At 46.3% G+C, this 18,802-nt stretch carries 13 protein-coding genes and 1 pseudogene; 4 read left to right on the top strand and 10 right to left on the bottom strand.

Annotation, left to right across the window (positions count from 1 at the left end):
* Positions 1-2 precede the first annotated feature (2 nt).
* Both WKT12_RS07060 and WKT12_RS07055 read left to right on the top strand, forming a co-directional pair.
* Entirely contained in the window at positions 3-1,640 is a 1,638-nt protein-coding gene (locus WKT12_RS07060; RefSeq protein ID WP_340319240.1) for an AAA family ATPase, read from the top strand.
* Entirely contained in the window at positions 1,555-2,931 is a 1,377-nt protein-coding gene (locus tag WKT12_RS07055) for a VWA domain-containing protein (RefSeq protein ID WP_340319239.1), read from the top strand. The genes WKT12_RS07060 and WKT12_RS07055 overlap by 86 nt, the downstream gene beginning before the upstream one ends.
* Here the strand turns inward: WKT12_RS07055 and WKT12_RS07050 are convergent.
* The 5 genes from WKT12_RS07050 to WKT12_RS07030 form a co-directional block, all read right to left on the bottom strand.
* The gene (locus WKT12_RS07050) at positions 2,894-3,997 is read right to left on the bottom strand and encodes a choloylglycine hydrolase family protein (RefSeq protein WP_340319238.1); all 1,104 of its coding nucleotides are present in this window, start codon (positions 3,995-3,997) and stop codon (positions 2,894-2,896) included. The genes WKT12_RS07055 and WKT12_RS07050 overlap by 38 nt on opposite strands.
* A 42-nt stretch (positions 3,998-4,039) precedes the next feature.
* Positions 4,040-5,935, bottom strand: a complete 1,896-nt coding sequence (locus WKT12_RS07045; RefSeq protein ID WP_340319258.1) for a RecQ family ATP-dependent DNA helicase — start codon at positions 5,933-5,935, stop codon at positions 4,040-4,042.
* Between the two features lie 97 nt (positions 5,936-6,032).
* On the bottom strand, positions 6,033-7,754 hold the full coding sequence (recJ, locus tag WKT12_RS07040) for a single-stranded-DNA-specific exonuclease RecJ (protein WP_021971364.1): 1,722 nt from the start codon (positions 7,752-7,754) through the stop codon (positions 6,033-6,035).
* A 191-nt stretch (positions 7,755-7,945) separates the two neighbouring features.
* A complete protein-coding gene (locus WKT12_RS07035; protein WP_021971365.1) occupies positions 7,946-9,139 on the bottom strand; it encodes a C1 family peptidase in 1,194 nt (397 codons plus the stop codon).
* A gap of 39 nt (positions 9,140-9,178) precedes the next feature.
* On the bottom strand, positions 9,179-10,570 hold the full coding sequence (locus WKT12_RS07030) for an aminopeptidase P family protein (RefSeq protein ID WP_340319237.1): 1,392 nt from the start codon (positions 10,568-10,570) through the stop codon (positions 9,179-9,181).
* A gap of 121 nt (positions 10,571-10,691) precedes the next feature.
* Between WKT12_RS07030 and WKT12_RS07025 the strand changes: the two genes are divergently transcribed.
* Positions 10,692-11,537 (top strand): patatin-like phospholipase family protein, encoded by an 846-nt coding sequence (locus tag WKT12_RS07025; RefSeq protein WP_021971367.1) that lies wholly within the window; start codon positions 10,692-10,694, stop codon positions 11,535-11,537.
* Between the two features lie 207 nt (positions 11,538-11,744).
* On the opposite strand, the gene rny is transcribed toward WKT12_RS07025, so the two are convergent.
* From rny to WKT12_RS07000, 5 genes and pseudogenes are all read right to left on the bottom strand, one after another.
* Positions 11,745-13,280, bottom strand: a complete 1,536-nt coding sequence (rny, locus tag WKT12_RS07020; protein WP_021971368.1) for a ribonuclease Y — start codon at positions 13,278-13,280, stop codon at positions 11,745-11,747.
* Positions 13,281-13,391: 111 nt separating this feature from the next.
* Complete coding sequence (locus tag WKT12_RS07015) at positions 13,392-13,691, bottom strand: cell division protein ZapA (protein WP_021971369.1); 300 nt, start codon at positions 13,689-13,691, stop codon at positions 13,392-13,394.
* 19 nt (positions 13,692-13,710) lie between these two features.
* The gene (locus WKT12_RS07010) at positions 13,711-14,004 is read right to left on the bottom strand and encodes a hypothetical protein (protein ID WP_021971370.1); all 294 of its coding nucleotides are present in this window, start codon (positions 14,002-14,004) and stop codon (positions 13,711-13,713) included.
* Between the two features lie 313 nt (positions 14,005-14,317).
* Positions 14,318-16,465 (bottom strand): M3 family metallopeptidase, encoded by a 2,148-nt coding sequence (locus WKT12_RS07005; protein WP_340319235.1) that lies wholly within the window; start codon positions 16,463-16,465, stop codon positions 14,318-14,320.
* Between the two features lie 201 nt (positions 16,466-16,666).
* A pseudogene (locus tag WKT12_RS07000) lies at positions 16,667-17,066 on the bottom strand (GNAT family N-acetyltransferase).
* A 430-nt stretch (positions 17,067-17,496) separates the two neighbouring features.
* Here WKT12_RS07000 and WKT12_RS06995 point away from each other — a divergent pair.
* Positions 17,497-18,780 carry a site-specific integrase gene (locus tag WKT12_RS06995; protein WP_118773625.1) on the top strand — a complete coding sequence of 428 codons (1,284 nt, stop codon included), beginning with the start codon at positions 17,497-17,499 and terminating at the stop codon, positions 18,778-18,780.
* Positions 18,781-18,802: the final 22 nt, after the last annotated feature.

Raw genomic sequence — 18,802 nt, 5'->3', positions numbered from 1 at the left:
GCATGGACGATTTGAGATTACGCATACAACAGTTGTTGCAGCAGTTGAACGAACGGGTGTTCGGCAAGGAGCATGTCATTGCGCTGTCGCTGCTTTCTGCCGTGGCAGGCGAGAGCATCTTTCTGCTGGGACCTCCGGGAGTGGCAAAGAGTATGGTGGCACGCCGCCTGAAACTGGCTTTCCGCGGTGGAGAGGCTTTCGAGTATCTGATGTCGCGTTTCAGTACGCCCGATGAGATTTTCGGACCGGTTTCCATTTCGAAACTGAAGGAAGGCGATACGTACGAACGTGTGACCGAAGGGTATCTGCCTTCGGCTACGGTGGTATTTCTTGACGAAATCTGGAAGGCGGGACCGGCTATTCAGAATGTGTTGCTGACGGCTATCAACGAGAAGATTTTCCGCAACGGACGGGTGACGATGCAGCTTCCGCTTAAAGGACTGGTGGCGGCATCGAATGAGTTGCCGGCGGTAGGTCAGGGACTGGAGGCTTTGTGGGACCGTTTTCTGTTGCGTGTCATGGTGACAGGGGTGGAAGATTTGTCCGATTTCGACCGGATGATTGCTTCGGCCGACGAGAGCGAGCCGTGTGTATCGGAGGAACTTGCCATCGGCGACGAGGAGTATAGCGGATGGCAGCAGCAGATAGCAGGCATTACCTTGCATTATTCCATTTTCGAAGTGATTCATCTGCTGAAGGAAAAGATAGAGGAATACAACCGTCGCTTGCAGAATGATGAGTCGGCAGATCTTCCGCTGTATGTATCCGACCGCCGCTGGAAGAAGATGGTCAAGCTGCTGCGTGCATCGGCTTTCCTGAACGGTTCGGAGGCCGTCCGTCTGTCGGACTGTCTGTTGCTGGTACATTGCCTGTGGAGCGACGTGACGCAGAAGAATGTTTCGGAGGAAATGCTTTCCGCGGCAATACGTCAGAGTGCCGAAGGGTACCTGCTGAACTTGCAGGGAGTGGACCGTGAGTTGCAGACACTGAAAGAGGAACTGAAGGCAACGGGTACGGTTCGTGAGAGTCACGATCCGGGACTGATGCTGGTCGACTCGTATTATTATCAGATAGATCGGGTGCGGCTGGCAGGACGCTTGCTGATGTTTGCTTCCGATTTCCAGTCGCTCGACGATACGGGAAAACTCTTTTATCTGCATAAAGACAAGTACAAGTCGCAATGTTTCATTCTGAAGAAGTACGACCTTTCCATGCGAGGTAAGGTACCTCAGAACAAGATTTATTCCCTGCGCAAGGGAAGACGTTCGGTGTTCATCAACAATTATGAGTATCCTTTGCGCTGCAACGCCGATGCAGAACCGCTTCCGGCTATCGAGGTACGTCCGGAAAGTGACCTGACCAGACGTTTCCGGGAATTGGAGGAACTGCTTTCGCGGGTGGATGCCGGCAGCAGGGAGTTTTTCGAAACAGAGAGGGAATACTGCCGGAACCACCTGTTCCTGAACGAGAAACAACGCCGGACGATGGAAGACATGCTGTGCATGCAGCACGATTCGCTGGAGAAGTATAAAAATGAACTTGATGAGCTAAAACATGCGTACCGAAAAGAGAACGAGGAGTATCCGGATCAAGGATCTGAAAGCGACTTATTTGGAGGAGCTTCGGAGCAGGTGCTTTAAGTGTCTGGGCGAGGCTTTGCAGTACGGGACGGTGCGTCCGGGAGAGCTGGAAGGGGAAATCTGGGAGTATTACCGCAAGACGGCTCCATCTCTGCAGGAGTTTTATTCGCGCTACACACCCGAGTGGGAGGTGTTTTACGAGCACGAACAGTTGCTGCCGTCCGATTTCCTCGATTTTCTTTACCGCATGCAGTCGGCTTTTCGCAAGCGTTATTCGCTTGCCGAGCTCGACGTGCCTTATTACATCGAACGGCTGGAACGGCTGCCTTTGCTGAGTCCGGAACGGAAACGCTTGCAGGAACTTTTTCTGGATAAATGGCATCGCCTCCTTACGAATAAGGAATACGATTATCAGTATCATCACATTGAATCGCTGTGTGAGGGATTTGTTCTGCTCGACAAGCAGAGCGGACTGAAAACAGTGGAGGATGTGACGGGCTCGCGCGTCAGGTGGCTGTTGCTGAATCATCCGGAACTTTACCGTCGTGTTGTGCCCTATGAAAAAGTGATGGAACAGAACCGTCATATCCGTGAACTTGTTCGGATATTAGGAAAGCACAGCAAGGGAGAGAAGCGCAGCTTCGACCCGCTGGGAGGTATTCGTGAAGAACAACTGGTGCGCCATGCCGTGCGCAGCGATATCGAGGGAGTAACATTGGGAAACGATTTGAATCATCTGCTCCCGACGGAGTATTGTTACCTGACGGATGAGGCACTTCGTCCGGTATTTATGCAGAAGTTTGTGGAAAAACGCCTGCAGGTATTCGACAGCCGTTCGGCAGAAGACAGCTCGACACTTCAGAAAGGTAGAAAGCCCGTGAGCGGTCAGGGGCCGTTTGTGGTTTGTCTGGATACTTCCGGCTCCATGCAGGGTAAGCGTGAAATGCTGGCAAAATCGGCTTTGCTGGCAGTGGCGAAGCTGGTAGACAGTACGCATCGCAAGTGTTATATCATCAACTTTGCCGAGGATATTCGTTGTATGCTGATAAAAGATTTGCGTACCGACTTTCCGTTACTGGCCGATTTTCTGAATTATCGTTTCGATGGTGGAACCAATATGGCTCCAGCGCTGAAGGAAGCCATCCGTATGATACAGACAAACGGGTGGCATCGTTCGGACGTCGTGATGATTTCCGATTTCGAAATGCCACCCGTAGAGGACGAGTTAATGAAACAGATAATTCGTTTGAAGCAGAGAGATACTTCGTTTTATGCGTTGGTTTTCGGGACTCGGCCCGAAATGGATTATCTCACTATTTGCGACCGGACTTGGGAGATGGAGATACCTTGATCTGCTGGATGGGTTGCTGAGTAACGTTGTCCAGCGGGATAGCCTGATATTTCACCTTGGCAAAGTCGATGGTCCGCAGGTCGATGCTGCGTATCGCGCTGTTGTACATCGTGCGGTAATAGATGGTCAGGTTCGCCATGTCGGTAGCCGATGTCCACTGTGTGGCGCTCGGAATGTCGGCCGGTACTTGTCCTAATGGAAATTCGATGCCTACCGGAATATCGAAGTTGTTCAGAATCTGGAATCCCTGAAGTACAGTCTTTTCGGCAGTGTCCTGTTGCGGAGCAGTCGACTGGTAGAAAGCTGCGCGCACGAAACGTGAAGGAGGGGTTACATCGCCCGGTATGCCTAAGAATCCGCTTCCTGCTCCGAACGATTTCAGCGGGGTAGTGCCCAGGTCTTGTGCCGGAGCCGTTCCCGGGAACAGGTTCACGTAATTGTTCAGGTTGGTAAGCTGCCATTCAAAGCCCGGAGAGTTGGTCAGCACACCTAAGTTGTTTTCGAAGAAGTGCGGGGTCTGGCCTGTTATCTCCAGTACGAGTTGTTTGCCGGCCGGATCGGTGAATCGCCAGTGAACGGTAGACGAACGCGGGTCGATGTTGACTACATGCACATTCTTTACCGCCTCTTTTACTTCATCCAGTGTGGCACAGTTACCCAAAATCCACGAAACCAGTTGGAGGTCGGATATGGTATTTTCTTTCTCTGCTGCGTTATAGTTCTCGTATTCTCCGTAGGCAGGGAAGTAGAACAGTCCGGCAGACAGTCCGGCTTCGTTCACGCCTTCCGCGATAAATTCCTTTTGTTCCACCGCCAGACCTACATATCCGTATCGTGCCGTGAACTTCATTCCGTTCACTCCTTCGGGTGTATACGATTGTGCCGTATATCCTCTCGGAACAATGATGTACTGACTTTTCAGGTCGCTTCCTCCCCATTCGATGGTACGTGCTACGATGGTTGTTCCATCTTTACTTTTCAGTGTGATGCCTGTGCAGGCATTTGCGGGCTGCGAGGTGAATAAACCGGCCAGGCCCAGTAATAAAATTGATAACGTTGATTTCATACTCTGTATTTTTTTAATATAACAAAGGTTCGGTAAATATGTTCATTTGCAGATAAATAGTTTTCCATCCTGCTGGCTGATTACTTCTTCTGCAAGCAGGTACGACAGAGTTTTCTTGTTTTTTTCTATGTCGCCGGGCAGGTTTTCCAGTAGTTCGTGTGAGGAACGGGGCGTTTGCAGCATAGACATGATTTCGTTGCGGATATCTTCAAACTCTCCCTGTTTCAGTCCGGAAGCGTGTTTGGCAAGACAGGTATCGCACTGTCCGCAGTTGTGTTCGTTCTTTTCACCGAAATATTGCAGGAGCAGACGGCTTCGGCACTGTTGTTCGGCATCAGCATAGTCGAGCATGGCTTTGATGCGCCGTTCGTAACTTGCCTTCCGGTCTTCGTAAACTTCCCGGCTCAGCACGATACGTTCACTTTCCTGACGTTCGCGGGTATAGATGATATAAGGTGTTTTCTTTCCTGGTATGTAGTGCAAGATGTGTTGCCGGGTGAGCGATACCAACGTTTCATACACTTGCTGGCGTGAAAGTCCGCTTCGCAAAGCAAGCGTATCTTCGTTGATGTAAGCATAATCGCTGAACACACCTGTATAGGAGCGCAAGATGATACGAATCAGATTTTCCGTTTCCTGACTACTTTCGTGGATGCGGTACAATTCGTCGCGTCGTAAAGTGAATATCAGTCGGGAGGCGTTGTCCTGCTCGTCGGTGTATTCCAGATAACCGGCACGGGTGAGAATCTTCAATGCACTGTCTACCTGAATGGGAAAATGCTTGAAGTTTCGGCAGAACTCGTCGATGTTGAAGGCATATGTGCAGCCCAGTCCGTCGCCCATTGCCATCTGATAGTAATAATTGATGTGTTCGTATACCTGACGGATATAGTCTTTTTCGGGAAAAGTATCGGTGATACGTTTGTTCAGGATGGTTTTGTCGCTGCGGGCATACAGCAGAACGGCATACGCTTTCTGTCCGTCGCGTCCGGCACGTCCCGCTTCCTGAAAATAGGCTTCGGGGGAATCTGGAAAATCGATGTGCACTACCAGACGGACATCGGGCTTGTCGATACCCATACCGAAGGCATTGGTGGCCACCATTACCCGAAATTCTCCGTTTATCCAGCCCTTCTGTCGCTGGTCTTTGGTATCATTGTTTAGTCCGGCGTGGTAGAATGTGGCGGTAATTCCTTGTGCATTCAAAAATTGTGCAACCTCTTTGGTCTTCTTCCTGTTGCGTGTATAGACGATAGCCGAGCCTTCCACACTGTTCAGAATGTGGAGAAGTTCTTCGGCTTTGTTTTCCGTGCAGCGTACGATGTAGGCAAGGTTTTTGCGTTCGAAGCTCATCCGGAACACGTTTTCTTCCTTGAATGCCAGTCGTTGCTGAATATCTTTTACCACTTCGGGGGTGGCAGTGGCTGTAAGGGCGAGTACGGGTACGCCGGGGAGCAGCTTGCGTATTTCTGAAATCTTCAGGTATGCCGGTCGGAAATCGTATCCCCACTGCGAAATACAGTGTGATTCGTCGACGGTAATCATGCTGACTTTCATACTTTTCAGCTTGGTCTGGAAAATCTCCGTGTCCAGTCGTTCGGGAGAGATATAGAGAAACTTGTAATCGCCGAAGATACAGTTTTCCAGTGCCACGAGGATTTCTTCACGCGTCATGCCCGAATAAACGGCAATGGCTTTGATACCGCGGTCGCGCAGGTTGCGTACCTGATCTTTCATCAGGGCAATGAGTGGAGTAACCACCAGGCATAGTCCGGGCTGGGCAAGGGCAGGAACCTGAAAGGTGATGGATTTACCTCCTCCCGTCGGCATCAGTCCGAGAGTATCGCGTCCGCTTCCGATGCTGTTGATGATATCTTCTTGTATGCCACGGAAGTTGTCGTATCCCCAATATTGCTTCAGTATGCTTTTGTAGTCCACGTTGTCGATTGAAAAGTTATGAAAGAAGGTGCTGAAATGAACAATGATGAATGAAGAAATGTCCTGCCGGAAGCAGTTCTTCATTCATCATTTTTGTTTATTGGAAAGAGGGCTTGATGTCCTCTATCTGTAACTGGATTTCTCCACGTTTGTGCGTATTTTCTTCAATCGTGTAACAGATGTTGAACGATTGTTTGGTCTTGATGTAGCGTGCCTGCGAGCTTTGTCCGAACGCGATGCCGTTCATCACGTTGTTCGACTTGTTGTCTACCAGTTCCAGCTTGATGTGTTCCTGATCGCGTCCTACCACCTTGCTCGTACCGTAGTCATAGACATTCAGGGTGGCGAAGACCGGTTTCGGATTATCCGGCCCGAAGGGGTTGAACTTCTTCAGGTCGAAGAAGAACTTCGGGGTGATGTCGCGGAAATCCAACTGGGCATCAATGTCGATGGTTGCGCTGGTCTGTTCCGGCAGAATATGGTCGGTTACATATTGCTCGAAGCGCCGTGTAAACTCCGGTACGTTCTCAATCTTCATAGAAAGTCCCGCAGCATAGGTATGTCCTCCGAAGTTTTCCAGCAGGTCGCGGCAGTTTTCAATAGCCTTGTACACATCGAATCCCGAAACCGAACGTGCAGAACCGGTTGCCAGGTTGTCGGTACGTGTCAGTACCACGGCAGGACGGTAGTAAATCTCCGTCAGACGGGAAGCGACGATACCGATCACTCCCTTGTGCCAAGCCTCGTTGTAAATTACGATGGAGCGTCGTTCCGACAGATTCTCCAGATGATCTACAATCTTGTTTGCCTCTTCGGTCATCGTCTTGTCGAGGTCCTTACGGGTTTCATTGAACTGGTTGATCTGGTTACTCTTTTCGAGAGCCGACTGAAAGTCTTTTTCGATAAGCAGGTCGACCGCCTTTTTCCCGTTCTGTATGCGTCCGGAAGCATTGATGCGCGGGCCGATTTTGAACACAATGTCGCTCATCGTAATTTCCCGGTCGGCCAGTCCGCAGACATCGATGATAGCCTTCAGTCCGATGCTCGGGTTCGAGTTAAGCTGACGCAGTCCGTGATAGGCAAGCACCCGGTTTTCGCCCATAATCGGCACGATATCGGAGGCAATGCTCACGGCAACCAAGTCCAGCAGCGGGGTAAGCTGATGAAACTCTATCCCGTTGTTCACGGCAAAAGCCTGCATGAATTTGAATCCCACTCCGCAGCCCGACAAGTGATCGTACGGATAAGTCGAGTCGAACCGTTTAGGGTTCAGGATAGCCACAGCCGGTGGCAGCACGTCATCGGGCACATGATGGTCGCAGATGATGAAGTCGATACCCTTTTCCTTGGCATATGCAATCTCCTCTACAGCCTTGATGCCGCAGTCCAATACAATAATCAGTTTTACGCCCGTTTCGGCGGCGTAGTCCACTCCCTTCTTCGAAACTCCATACCCCTCGTTATAACGGTCGGGAATGTAGTAGTCGATGTTCGAATAGAACTGCTGAAGGAATTTGTATACCAATGCGACGGCCGTTGTTCCGTCCACATCGTAATCTCCGTACACCATAATCCGTTCTTTCCGTCCCATAGCCCTGTTGAGCCGTTCCACAGCAATGCTCATGTCTTTCATGAGGAACGGATCGTGCAGTTCGCTCAGTTGCGGTCGGAAAAATCGTTTGGCTTCGGCGGTAGAAGTGATACCGCGCTCCAGTAGCAGACGGCATAATATAGGACTGATGCCTATATCCTTAGCCAGTGCCCTAGCTGCTTCCCGCTGTTCGAGTGTCGGAGGTTGATAGTTCCATTTGTAATTCATTTATATATGTTTTTTCTTTCTTTTCTTTTTTCAGGAACCAGGTCAAGACAGGTATCAAGCCGTTTCTCTTTTTCTTTGCCTGGTTATTCAATCTGTAAAATTAGAAAAAAAGAAAGAAAAAAACGGTTAATCCCGTATTTATTTTCGGGGATTAACCGTTTAATTATTTATAATTGGTCTATATTATCCAATTACAGTCCCAGTTTCTTGGCGATGTCGGCAGGGATGGCATGTTTGTTTACCAGAATATTCATAGTCTTGTAAGCAGCAAATGCTTTTGAAGCATACCATATACCTTTGTATTTACCTTCAGTACCCCATGAGTTCTTGACCATGAAGTATTCTTTTCCGTTCTGGTCTTTAGCGATACCATAGATTACCATTCCGTGGTCATCGGTAGTTTCCCAGTTGTCGAAAGCCTGCTGACGCATTTCCTGAGTAACTGTGATTTCAGGAAGTGGTTTGCTTGTCAGCTCTTTACGCTTGTCGGCCTGGCTCATACCCAACCAGCGTGCCATATCAGAACCTGTCAGTTCGGCACCTTTTTCTGCGTCCGGGCAAACAGCCACACCGTCGCGTGTAAAGCCTTGTTCACTTACATCGGCACCCCATGCGAAAGTATAACCGTTGTTGATGGCATTTTCCATAACAGCCATCAGTTCGTCGATAGGCAGGTTGTAAGAAAGCGCATTACGCCAGTTGTCCTGTACCTCGATGTTGAACTGAGTATAGAACGGGTGATGAGTATAAGAAGTCAGTGAAACATAGTCGTCCATGTTCAGGCCCAGAGCTTCATCGGCAAATGTTCTCGGAGTGTAAGTCTTTCCTTTGTAAGTAAATTCCTTCGGACATGCACCCAGATAAGTATCGTAGATAGACTGAATACCGTTTTTCCATACCGGAGAAAGTTTCTTCAGATTGCCTTTGGCGATAGCGTTCATGTATGCAGAAGCTACAGCATCCAGTTCGTTATGGTTAGGCAGAGAGTCGCCGTACATGATGCCCGGCATAGCTTCCTGCGGTACCATACCATAGTTTTCGTAGCAATATACAATGTCTTCGAAGCTTCCGCCCGGAGAGAATGAAGCGTCGCCGTGGTAACGAACGTAGTTTACGGCACGGTCTTCCATGGTCTTGTGTACGACAAACATTTCAGACAAGTCGAAGTCACCTTTTCCGGCACGCAGAAGTTCTGCTTCGAGGAATCCCAGTGTTGAGAATGCCCAGCAAGTGCTCGACTGGTTCTGGTCTTTGATAGAGGTGATAGGAACTTCTTTTACTGTTGTAAACACAAAACCTTCTTCCGCTTTGTTCTTCTTCGGACTCTTGGCATATACATTGCTGAAGCATACGCCCAAAGCCAAAATGGCAATTAATTTGTTCATTGTTTTCTGTTAGGTTTTTAATTATTATTTAATTGTTTATTATTCGTTCATAATCTTTTCCACTTCTTCTATCGTGATAGGAATGTGTTTCTCGCCTGTAAAGCGCGAACCTTCTGGAGTAATCAGAATATCGTCTTCAAGACGGATACCGCCGAAATCCTTGAATTTGTCGATGGCGTCGAAGTTCAGGAATTCTGTATTGATGTTCTCGGCTCTCCATTTGTCTATCAGTGCCGGAATGAAGTAGCATCCCGGTTCGTCGGTGATGACGAAACCTTCCTGCAAGCGGCGTCCCATACGCAGCGAAGCCAGTCCGAACTGATCGGACGGACGGGTTTCATCGTCGTAACCTACATAGCATTGTCCCAGATCTTCCATATCGTGTACATCGATACCCATCATGTGTCCCAGTCCGTGAGGCATGAACAGTGCATGTGCTCCGGCAGCTACTGCTTCGTCGACGTTACCTTTCATCAGTCCCAGGTCTTTCAATCCCTGAGCCAGTACCTTACATACGTCCAGATGTACGGACATGTAAGTCACTCCCGGGCGAGTCAGTTCCAGTGCACGGTCGTGGCAAGCCAGCACAATGCTGTATACGTCGCGCTGACGGCTGGTGAACTTTCCGCCTACCGGTATGGTACGTGTGTGGTCGGAGCAGTAGTTGGTAACACTTTCTGCGCCCGCATCAGTCAGCATCAGACGTCCTGTCTGAAGAATCTGGCTGTGGTCGTGGTTGTGAAGCGTCTGTCCGTTCTGCGAAAGAATGGTGGCAAACGATACCATGTTGCCGTATGATGCAGCAATGCCGTCGAGGATTCCGGCAATATATTGTTCCGAAACACCCGGTTTGCACAGGCGCATGGCAGCCGTATGCATTTCGTAACCGATGTTGCAGGCCTTGTCTATTTCTTCAATCTCACACGCTTCCTTTACGGCACGCAGACTGATGACAGCTTTGATAAGCTCCAAAGATGCATGCTGCTTGGTCATGGATGCACGGATTCCCGTCAGGTCTTCCAGCAACATCATGTTGTCGTAACGGTAAGGAGGCAGGAAATGTATTTTGCGTCGCTGTGAAATAGCTTTTCCGACGAAATCTTTCAGTCGTGCAAACGGAAAACTTTTCTCCACACCCACGCGTTCTCCCAGTTCTTTTACGCTGGGCTGTGGGCCCATCCAGATAATATCATCCATCGTCACGTCATCGCCGAAGAAATAATCTTCGTTGGCGTCTACGTCCAGCACGCCGGCAAATCCCGGATGCGAATGGCCGAAGAAATAAAGAAATGAACTGTCTTGACGGAATTTATATGTATTATCGGGATAATTGGCGGGGGCTTCATTGTTTCCCAGTATCAGGATAATACCACTACTAACTTTCTCTCTTAGTGCCTTACGGCGGTTGCGGTATACTGATGAATCAAACATATTGTTATTGTTAAAGTAAATTTATTGTAATAAGTGTTGCAAAAATAGGAAATTAAATTGAATAATGTCCTAAGCATTTTCCTAAAAAATGTATCTTTGTGAAACTAAACTATTGTGCACTATGAAACTAGATTTGAAGAATATGGGCCTGGTGCTCGAAGGAGGAGGCATGCGTGGGGTGTTTACCTGCGGTGTTCTGGATTATTTCATGGATCATCATATCGAGTTTCCATATGGTATCGGGGTCTCCGCCGGTGCGTGTAACGGACTTTCTTATATGTCTCATCAGCGCGGACGTGCCAAATACAGCAATATCGATATGATGAAAAAATATCATTATATAGGTTTGAAGTATTTGTGGTATCAGCATAGCATACTCGATCAGAAGCTGTTGTACGAAATCTTTCCCGAAGAACTGCTGCCGTACGATTATGAAGCATACTTTAAGAATCCGGCACGTTTTGAAATGGTTACGACGAATTGTGTGACCGGCCGTGCTTGTTATCTGGAGGAAAAGGAGGATAAGGAGCGTTTGGTAGCCATAGCGAAGGCATCGAGCAGCCTGCCTTATGTATGTCCCATTGCGTATGTCGACGGACGCCCGATGCTGGACGGAGGAATTGTCGATTCTATTCCTGTGTTACGTGCCATCAATCAGGGATATAAGCAGAATGTTGTAGTACTGACCCGCAACAGAGGTTATCGCAAGTCGGAAAAGGATATTCGGATTCCGAGATTCATTTACACCCGTTATCCGCGTCTGCGTGTGGTACTGAGTCACCGTTGTCGGGTTTACAACGAACAGCTTGCGATGGTGGAGCGTATGGAAGATGAGGGAAGTATTATTGTCATTCGTCCCGAGCAGCCTGTTGTCGTGAACCGGATTGAGAAGGATGTGAAAAAACTGAGTGCGCTATACGAAGAAGGATATGCTTGTGCGGAGAAAGTTATGAGCCCGTATATCTGAAAAAACTCTTGAAGATTTTCCACAAAGATGCTGGCATTTGGAGGCAAAACTGTGTATGTTATTGAAAAAACAGAAAAAGAGCCGTATCATATACCTCAATATTTTGGGAGTAATGATACGGCTCTTTTATTTACTTGTAATATGTCTTTTGCAGAGTAAATGCTTTCGCTTTAATCTTTTTCTTTCGAATGATTGCTTGTCTTGGCATTATTTAGCGAAGCTTACCGCACGAGTTTCACGGATAACGGTGATCTTAACCTGTCCCGGATAAGTCATTTCATCCTGAATCTTCTTGGCGATTTCAGTCGACAGACTTTCTGTCTGCTTGTCGTCTATCTTGTCGGCACCTACGATGACACGCAGCTCTCGGCCTGCCTGAATAGCGTATGTCTTTGTAACACCCGGATAAGACATGGCCAGTTGTTCCAGATCGTTCAGACGCTTGATGTAAGCTTCTACAATTTCGCGGCGTGCTCCCGGACGAGCACCAGAGATAGCATCGCAAACTTGTACGATAGGAGCCAGCAAGCTGGTCATTTCCACTTCATCGTGGTGAGCACCGATCGCATTGCAGATATCGGGTTTTTCTTTATACTTCTCGGCCAGCTTCATACCCAGCAGTGCATGTGGCAATTCAGGTTCTTCGTCGGGTACCTTACCGATATCGTGCAACAGTCCGGCGCGTTTAGCTTTCTTCGGATTAAGTCCCAGTTCGGATGCCATGACGGCACACAGATTGGCTGTTTCACGGGCGTGCTGTAACAGGTTTTGTCCGTAAGAAGAACGGTATTTCATCTTACCGATGATACGGATCAGTTCAGGATGCAGACCGTGTATACCCAGGTCGATTGTCGTACGCTTACCGGTTTCGATGATTTCATCTTCCACTTGCTTGCGAACCTTGGCAACCACTTCTTCAATACGTGCCGGATGGATACGGCCGTCGGTAACCAGTTGATGCAAGGCAAGGCGGGCAATTTCACGACGGACGGGGTCGAATGCTGACAATACGATAGCTTCGGGAGTATCGTCTACTACGATTTCCACTCCGGTCGCAGCTTCCAGTGCACGGATGTTACGACCTTCACGACCGATGATGCGTCCTTTGATTTCGTCTGATTCGATATGGAATACAGTTACCGAGTTCTCGATAGCTGTTTCTGTAGCAACTCGCTGGATAGACTGGATAACGATGCGTTTGGCTTCACGGTTTGCTGTAAGTTTGGCATCGTCCATGATATCGTTGATATAAGACTGAGCCTGCGTCTTAGCTTCTTCTTTCAGTGATTCTACCAGGCGTTCTTTTGCTTCTTCGGCAGAAAGTCCGGAGAGAGCTTCCAGTTTTTCACGTTCCTGAGCCTGGAGTGTATCCAGTTCTTCTTTTTTCTTGTCGATGATAACCAGCTGGGCATCGAGGTTTTCCTTGATAGCCTCGTTTTCGTTACGTTTACGCTGCAACTCTTCGTTTTTCTGGTTCAGAACCATTTCACGCTGTTTCAGCTTGTTTTCTGCCTGCTGGATTTTCTGGTTACGCAGAGCTACTTCCTTTTCCAGGTCGGCCTTCTTGTTCAAGAACTTCTCCTTTACCTCCAGAAGTTTGTTTTTCTTGATAACCTCGGCCTCTGTTTCCGCTTCTTTTATAATTTTATCATATCGCGCTTTCAAGCCATACTTGAAAAAGCAATACGAAAGTGCCCCTCCAACCAGAAAGGCAATGACCGTCAATATTACTAATGTCAACATTACAAGTTAGTTTAAATATATAAATAAAAAGCGCACAAACTATCAGTCGGGTTATATTCCCGGCATCAAGCTTGTGCGCAAATGTTTTCCTATCTTCTGTACACTAAACGCTTACTCACTTTCTTTTTTGATACATTCGTCTATGTCTTCTTCCAGCTGTTTAAGCTTTTCGAGATAAGGTTGCGTATCATTACGGTCTTTCATAGACATATTTTCAAAAGCCAGTTCCAGAGCTGTCATCACCCAATACTTCTCAGTATTGAAATTTGGGAACTTATTGCGGTATTTGTTTAGTTTATAGTCAATCTGTTTGGCTGCATCCCGATATAAATGTTCCTCTTCACGTTTGATGATCAGGGGATATCGTTCATTGTCAATCAGCAGATGTATTTTCATTTGGTCGTCCGTCATGTTCTTTTCACCGTTTAGATTATTCATTCAGCAAAGCGATACATTTGTCGACTTCACGCACAAGCTTCGCCAATCTCTGTTTCGTATCGCGGAGTTCATTGTCGTTGATACTGATTATGCGAGCTGTTTTTAAATTGGTATACATGGCTTCTAATTCTTTCCGGCTATTTTGAAGTTCGGATATTTCAACTTCTTTTTCGGCAAGAAGCTGTCGGAGAGAGGCGTTTTCTTTCTTTAATTCTTCGTATAAATACATAAAATGCCTCAGCTTTCCTTCGAAAGTGTTCAATAGCTTTTTATCTTCTTCCGTCATTTTGTACCAAAATTGTATACAAATATAGTGGATTGAGGAGAAACACAAAAATTTTTGCTGATATTTTCTTTAAAAAGTGGTGAATTTTAAGTGATATGGGGTAAAATGGCAGATTGAGGCGCGGAATGTTCTATTTGTCCTCTGTGGAAAAAGCCTGTGGATGAATTGGAGTTCGAAGGAGTCGGTCGGACTGTTCTGTTTGTGTCTGCTGTTTGCTGTTTATAACGAGAAATCTCTCCGGATGTCTTGTCGTAAAGGCATCCGGAGGGATTATAAGGTAAGTCTACCGGTCAAGGTTGGTGGTAGAAAGGATTTATCTTTTTTCGATGTCGCCGTTGGTAAGTGTCTGAGGCTCTTCTTTCAGTAATCCACGGTTCTTGAGTAATGCATCAATTTGAGGCTCACGTCCACGGAAGTTCTTGTACATCGTCATTCCGTCGTCTATACCGCCCGGAGTCAGGATATATTTGCGGAATTTTTCAGCCAGGTCCTGATTGAAAATGTCACCTGTTTCCTTGAAGGCTTGGAAAGCATCACAGTCGAGCACTTCCGCCCACATGTAGCTATAATATCCAGCTGTGTATCCGCCTCCCATGGTATGGCTGAAATTTGTAACGCGGTAACGTGGAAGGATCTGTGACGGAATGCCACGTTCTTTCAGTTTCTGAGTTTCGAAATCCATCACGTTCAGGTCGGCAGGAACTTCCTTCAAGGTGTGCAGATCCATATCTGTAAGTGAGGCTGCTAAGTATTCTACGGTTGCAAATCCCTGACCGTACTTGGCACTTTCTTCTATTTTCTGTACCAGCTCCATCGGGATGACTTCTCCTGTCTGGTAATGTTTGGCATAGATATTCAGCACTTCGGGTTCGAAAGCCCAGTGTTCGTTGATTTGTGAAGGAAGTTCTACGAAATCGCGTTCTACATCCGATACTCCATTATAATGAACGTCGTGCATAAAGGCATGCAGTGCGTGTCCGAACTCGTGGAACATGGTTGTTACGTTGTCAATGCTTTGCAGCGCTGGTTTGTCGCCACTGGCTGTTGTCATGTTGCAGACGTTCACTACTATAGGCAGTACACGTTCTTTTCCATTGTATGACTGATCTCTGAAGCCGGTACACCACGCTCCCGCACCTTTTCCGTCGCGTGGATAGTAGTCGCTGTAGAAAATAGCCAGTACCTTTCCGTCTTTGTCGATAACTTCCCACGACTGTGCAGTTTTTTCGTATACGGGGAATTTATCAGTACATTCCTTGAATGTCAGTCCATACAGCTTGTTGGCTACATAGAAGATACCTTTCATTACATTATTTATTTCCAGGTATTCTGACACTTTATCCTCGTCGATGGCATATTTAGCCTGTTTGGCCTTGTTGAGATAGTACATATAATCCCATCCCTCCGGCTCGAAGTCGTATCCTTCTTTCTTGATTTCGGCACGGATGTCGTTCAACTCTTCTTTTGCTTTTTCTACGGCAGGTGTCCATACCTGATTGAGCAGACGATAAACATTCTGTTCATTTTTTGCCATACGGTTGTCGAGAGCAAGCGAAGCATAGTCTTCGTAGCCCATTAACTTAGCTTTTTGCAGACGTAAGGTAACCAGTTTGCGGGAAATTTCCTTATTGTCGTATTCGTTATTCTGGTTTCCTCTGTTGTAATAAGCATCGTATACACGATGGCGCAGGTCACGGTTCTTGCAATATTGCAGCACCGGATTACAGCTGGGACGTTGCATGTTGAACATCCACTTGCCTTTCTGTCCGTTTTCTTCCGCCATTTTAGCCGCAGCTTCAATGTTTGCTTCAGGAAGGCCTTCCATATCTTCCAGCTTGTCGACAGTGACAAATGTATTGTTGGTTTCGTGCATCAGGTTCTGGCTGAAAGTAAGTTCCAGTAACGAGATTTCACTGTTCAGCTTGCGTAGTTCTGCTTTCTGTTCGTCGTTCAGACCTGCACCACCACGAACGAAGCGTTTGTATACGTTTTCCAGTAATTTTGTTTGTTCTTTATCCAGTCCGAATTTTTTCTGATTATCGTAAACTTCCTTCACCTTAGCAAAAAGCTGAGGATTCAGATAAATGTCGTCGTAATGAGCAGAGAACAGAGGAGAAAGCTCTTTTTCCAGTGCACGGGTTTCTTCGGTGGAATTGCTGCTTGCAATGGCTCCGAATACATATTCAACTTTTGTTAGCAGTTTTCCGCTGCGGTCGAGAGCTACGATTGTGTTTTCGAAATCAGGTACTGCACGATTTCGGATGATGGCATTGATTTCCTGTTTCTGTTGTTCCATTCCTTTCAGAAAAGCTTCTCGATAGTTGTCGGTCGTGATTTTTTCGAAAGGAGCGATTTCATACGGAGTACCATACGATTCTGATAGAAATGGGTTGGTACTTTGTGCCATGCTGGCTCCTCCCAGTGTCAGGGCTAAAGCAGCAGTTAATAAACATTTCTTCATTTTGATAATAGGTATGTCTGGTTAATTGTTGTTATATTGGGCGCAAATATAGCGAAATGTCAGGAGTTTAGCAAGTGGGGTAGACTGTCTGTTTTTATATTTGATGTTTTTTCGTTTTTAGGTAAGTGTGTGATTCTTTCTGTATAGTTAGAGAAACTCTCTATTTTAGTCGACGAATCTTTTTGATTTTTGCGTTGCTCCTTATTTACTTATCTTAATTTTAAGGTAAATCATATCTTTCAATTGTTTACCTGCTTCAAAAATCGGATGCTCATAATTGTTGGTGAAAAAGTTGGGTATCCGATGTGAATATACAAATCCGCAATTCTTGTAGAAGGCTATAGTTATAGGAGAGTCTCCGGTTCCGACAAGCATTGTATGGCGTCGAGCTTTATAATGTTCCAGAAGAAAGAATATCAACTTTTTTCCATATCCCTGACGCTGGAACTGTGGATAGACAGCAATGTTTTTGATTTCGTAGATACCTTTACCTTCTTCAGTGTTTTAAATAGCGATCGATCATGGATTCTTGCTCATCGGCAAGGAGCAGTAAATCGAGATATTGCTTTTTGTTGTAGGAGATAGGATATATATTTATCATATTCAGTTTTTATGTAAATGGTTTGATGTGCTATAAAATACTTTTTTTATTGAAGTCATAAATTAGATGGCTGTAACGTATTCAACAAATATAAACTGAATTTTATGGTTCTGTATTGTTAGTGGAACCATTTTATGTATATAGACTTGTACGACACTTCAGTTGTTGGATGTTCCAATAAAACAGATAGAGGTTCTAATTCGGAATATAAAAAAAGAAGTGTAAACCTCGCAAATGCTTGATTTACACTTCTTATTGGCGGAGGGACAGGCTCTCGAACCTACGCTTTCAGAAAATATCATAAAATCACAAATCGCTGATAATCATACACTATCCACGATACGGAGTAAATCTAAATTTTTCTAAATGTCTTTTGCTATCTCAATTTTTGGGTGTATATTTGGGTGTAGAATTTCAAACGCACCCAATTATGAATATCAAACGTAACATCATTTTTGCATTGGAGAGCCGGAAGAAGAACGGTGTGCCAATCGTAGAGAACGTGCCTATCCGTATGCGTGTCATATACGCAAGCCAACGTATCGAGTTTACAACAGGCTACCGGATTGACGTAGCCAAATGGGATGCCGACAAACAACGGGTAAAGAACGGATGCACCAACAAGCTAAAGCAAAGCGCATCCGAAATCAATGCGGACTTGCTGAAATACTATGCCGAAATGCAAAACGTGTTCAAGGAATTTGAGGTACAGGAAACCATGCCTACCACGCAACAGTTAAAAGATGCGTTCAACTTACGGATGAAAAATACAAGTGAAGAACAGACGGAAGAAGCCCCTGTCAGCTTTTGGGAAGTGTTCGATGAGTTTGTAAAGGAGTGTGGCAATCAGAATAATTGGACGGCATCCACATACGAAAAATTTGCAGCAGTGAAAAATCACCTCAAAGAGTTCAAAGAAGATGTAACCTTTGAATATTTCAATGAGTTCGGATTGAACGAATATGTCAATTTCTTGCGTGACAAGAAAGACATGAGAAACAGTACCATCGGCAAACAGATGGGATTCCTCAAATGGTTTCTGCGCTGGAGTTTCAAGAAAGGACACCATCAGAACATTGCATACGATACATTCAAACCCAAATTGAAAACCACTTCTAAAAAGGTAATATTCCTGACGTGGGAAGAACTGAACAAATTGAAAGATTATCAGATACCGCATGACAAGCAGTATTTGGAACGTGTCAGGGATGTTTTCTTGTTCTGCTGTTTTACGAGTTTACGATATTCGGATGTTCGCAATCTGAAAAGAAGCGATGTGAAACCCGACCACATTGAAGTCACCACAGTCAAGACAGCGGACAGCCTGATAATCGAACTGAACGACCACAGCAAAGCCATTCTTGAAAAATACAAGGATGTTCATTTCGAGAATCACATGGCATTGCCCGTCATCAGCAATCAGAAGATGAATGATTATCTGAAAGAACTGGGTGAGCTGGCGGAAATCAACGAGCCTGTACGGGAAACCTACTACAAAGGGAATGAACGTATAGATGAAGTCACACCCAAGTACGCTTTGTTAAGCACCCATGCCGGAAGAAGGACATTCATCTGCAATGCGCTGGCTCTTGGAATCCCGGCACAGGTGGTCATGAAATGGACGGGACACAGCGACTACAAGGCTATGAAACCCTACATTGACATAGCGGATGATATTAAGGCGAACGCCATGAACAAATTTAATCAACTATAAAAGTATCAAACAGTTTCATGGA

The organism is Phocaeicola sp. HCN-6420 (assembly GCF_037890145.1).
Classification (GTDB): domain Bacteria; phylum Bacteroidota; class Bacteroidia; order Bacteroidales; family Bacteroidaceae; genus Phocaeicola.
The sequence above is the reverse complement of the archived record's forward strand: the minus strand, read 5'-3'. Positions and strand labels throughout refer to the sequence as shown.

What these genes read in the sequence shown, in the direction of transcription:
- WKT12_RS07060 (WP_340319240.1), top strand. Translation starts at nt 3, where the DNA reads ATGGACGATTTGAGATTACGCATACAACAGTTGTTGCAGCAGTTGAAC.
- WKT12_RS07055 (WP_340319239.1), top strand. Translation starts at nt 1,555, where the DNA reads ATGCGTACCGAAAAGAGAACGAGGAGTATCCGGATCAAGGATCTGAAA.
- WKT12_RS07050 (WP_340319238.1), bottom strand. Translation starts at nt 3,997, where the DNA reads ATGAAATCAACGTTATCAATTTTATTACTGGGCCTGGCCGGTTTATTC.
- recJ (WP_021971364.1), bottom strand. Translation starts at nt 7,754, where the DNA reads ATGAATTACAAATGGAACTATCAACCTCCGACACTCGAACAGCGGGAA.
- WKT12_RS07035 (WP_021971365.1), bottom strand. Translation starts at nt 9,139, where the DNA reads ATGAACAAATTAATTGCCATTTTGGCTTTGGGCGTATGCTTCAGCAAT.
- WKT12_RS07030 (WP_340319237.1), bottom strand. Translation starts at nt 10,570, where the DNA reads ATGTTTGATTCATCAGTATACCGCAACCGCCGTAAGGCACTAAGAGAG.
- WKT12_RS07025 (WP_021971367.1), top strand. Translation starts at nt 10,692, where the DNA reads ATGAAACTAGATTTGAAGAATATGGGCCTGGTGCTCGAAGGAGGAGGC.
- rny (WP_021971368.1), bottom strand. Translation starts at nt 13,280, where the DNA reads ATGTTGACATTAGTAATATTGACGGTCATTGCCTTTCTGGTTGGAGGG.
- WKT12_RS07015 (WP_021971369.1), bottom strand. Translation starts at nt 13,691, where the DNA reads ATGACGGACGACCAAATGAAAATACATCTGCTGATTGACAATGAACGA.
- WKT12_RS07010 (WP_021971370.1), bottom strand. Translation starts at nt 14,004, where the DNA reads ATGACGGAAGAAGATAAAAAGCTATTGAACACTTTCGAAGGAAAGCTG.
- WKT12_RS07005 (WP_340319235.1), bottom strand. Translation starts at nt 16,465, where the DNA reads ATGAAGAAATGTTTATTAACTGCTGCTTTAGCCCTGACACTGGGAGGA.
- WKT12_RS06995 (WP_118773625.1), top strand. Translation starts at nt 17,497, where the DNA reads ATGAATATCAAACGTAACATCATTTTTGCATTGGAGAGCCGGAAGAAG.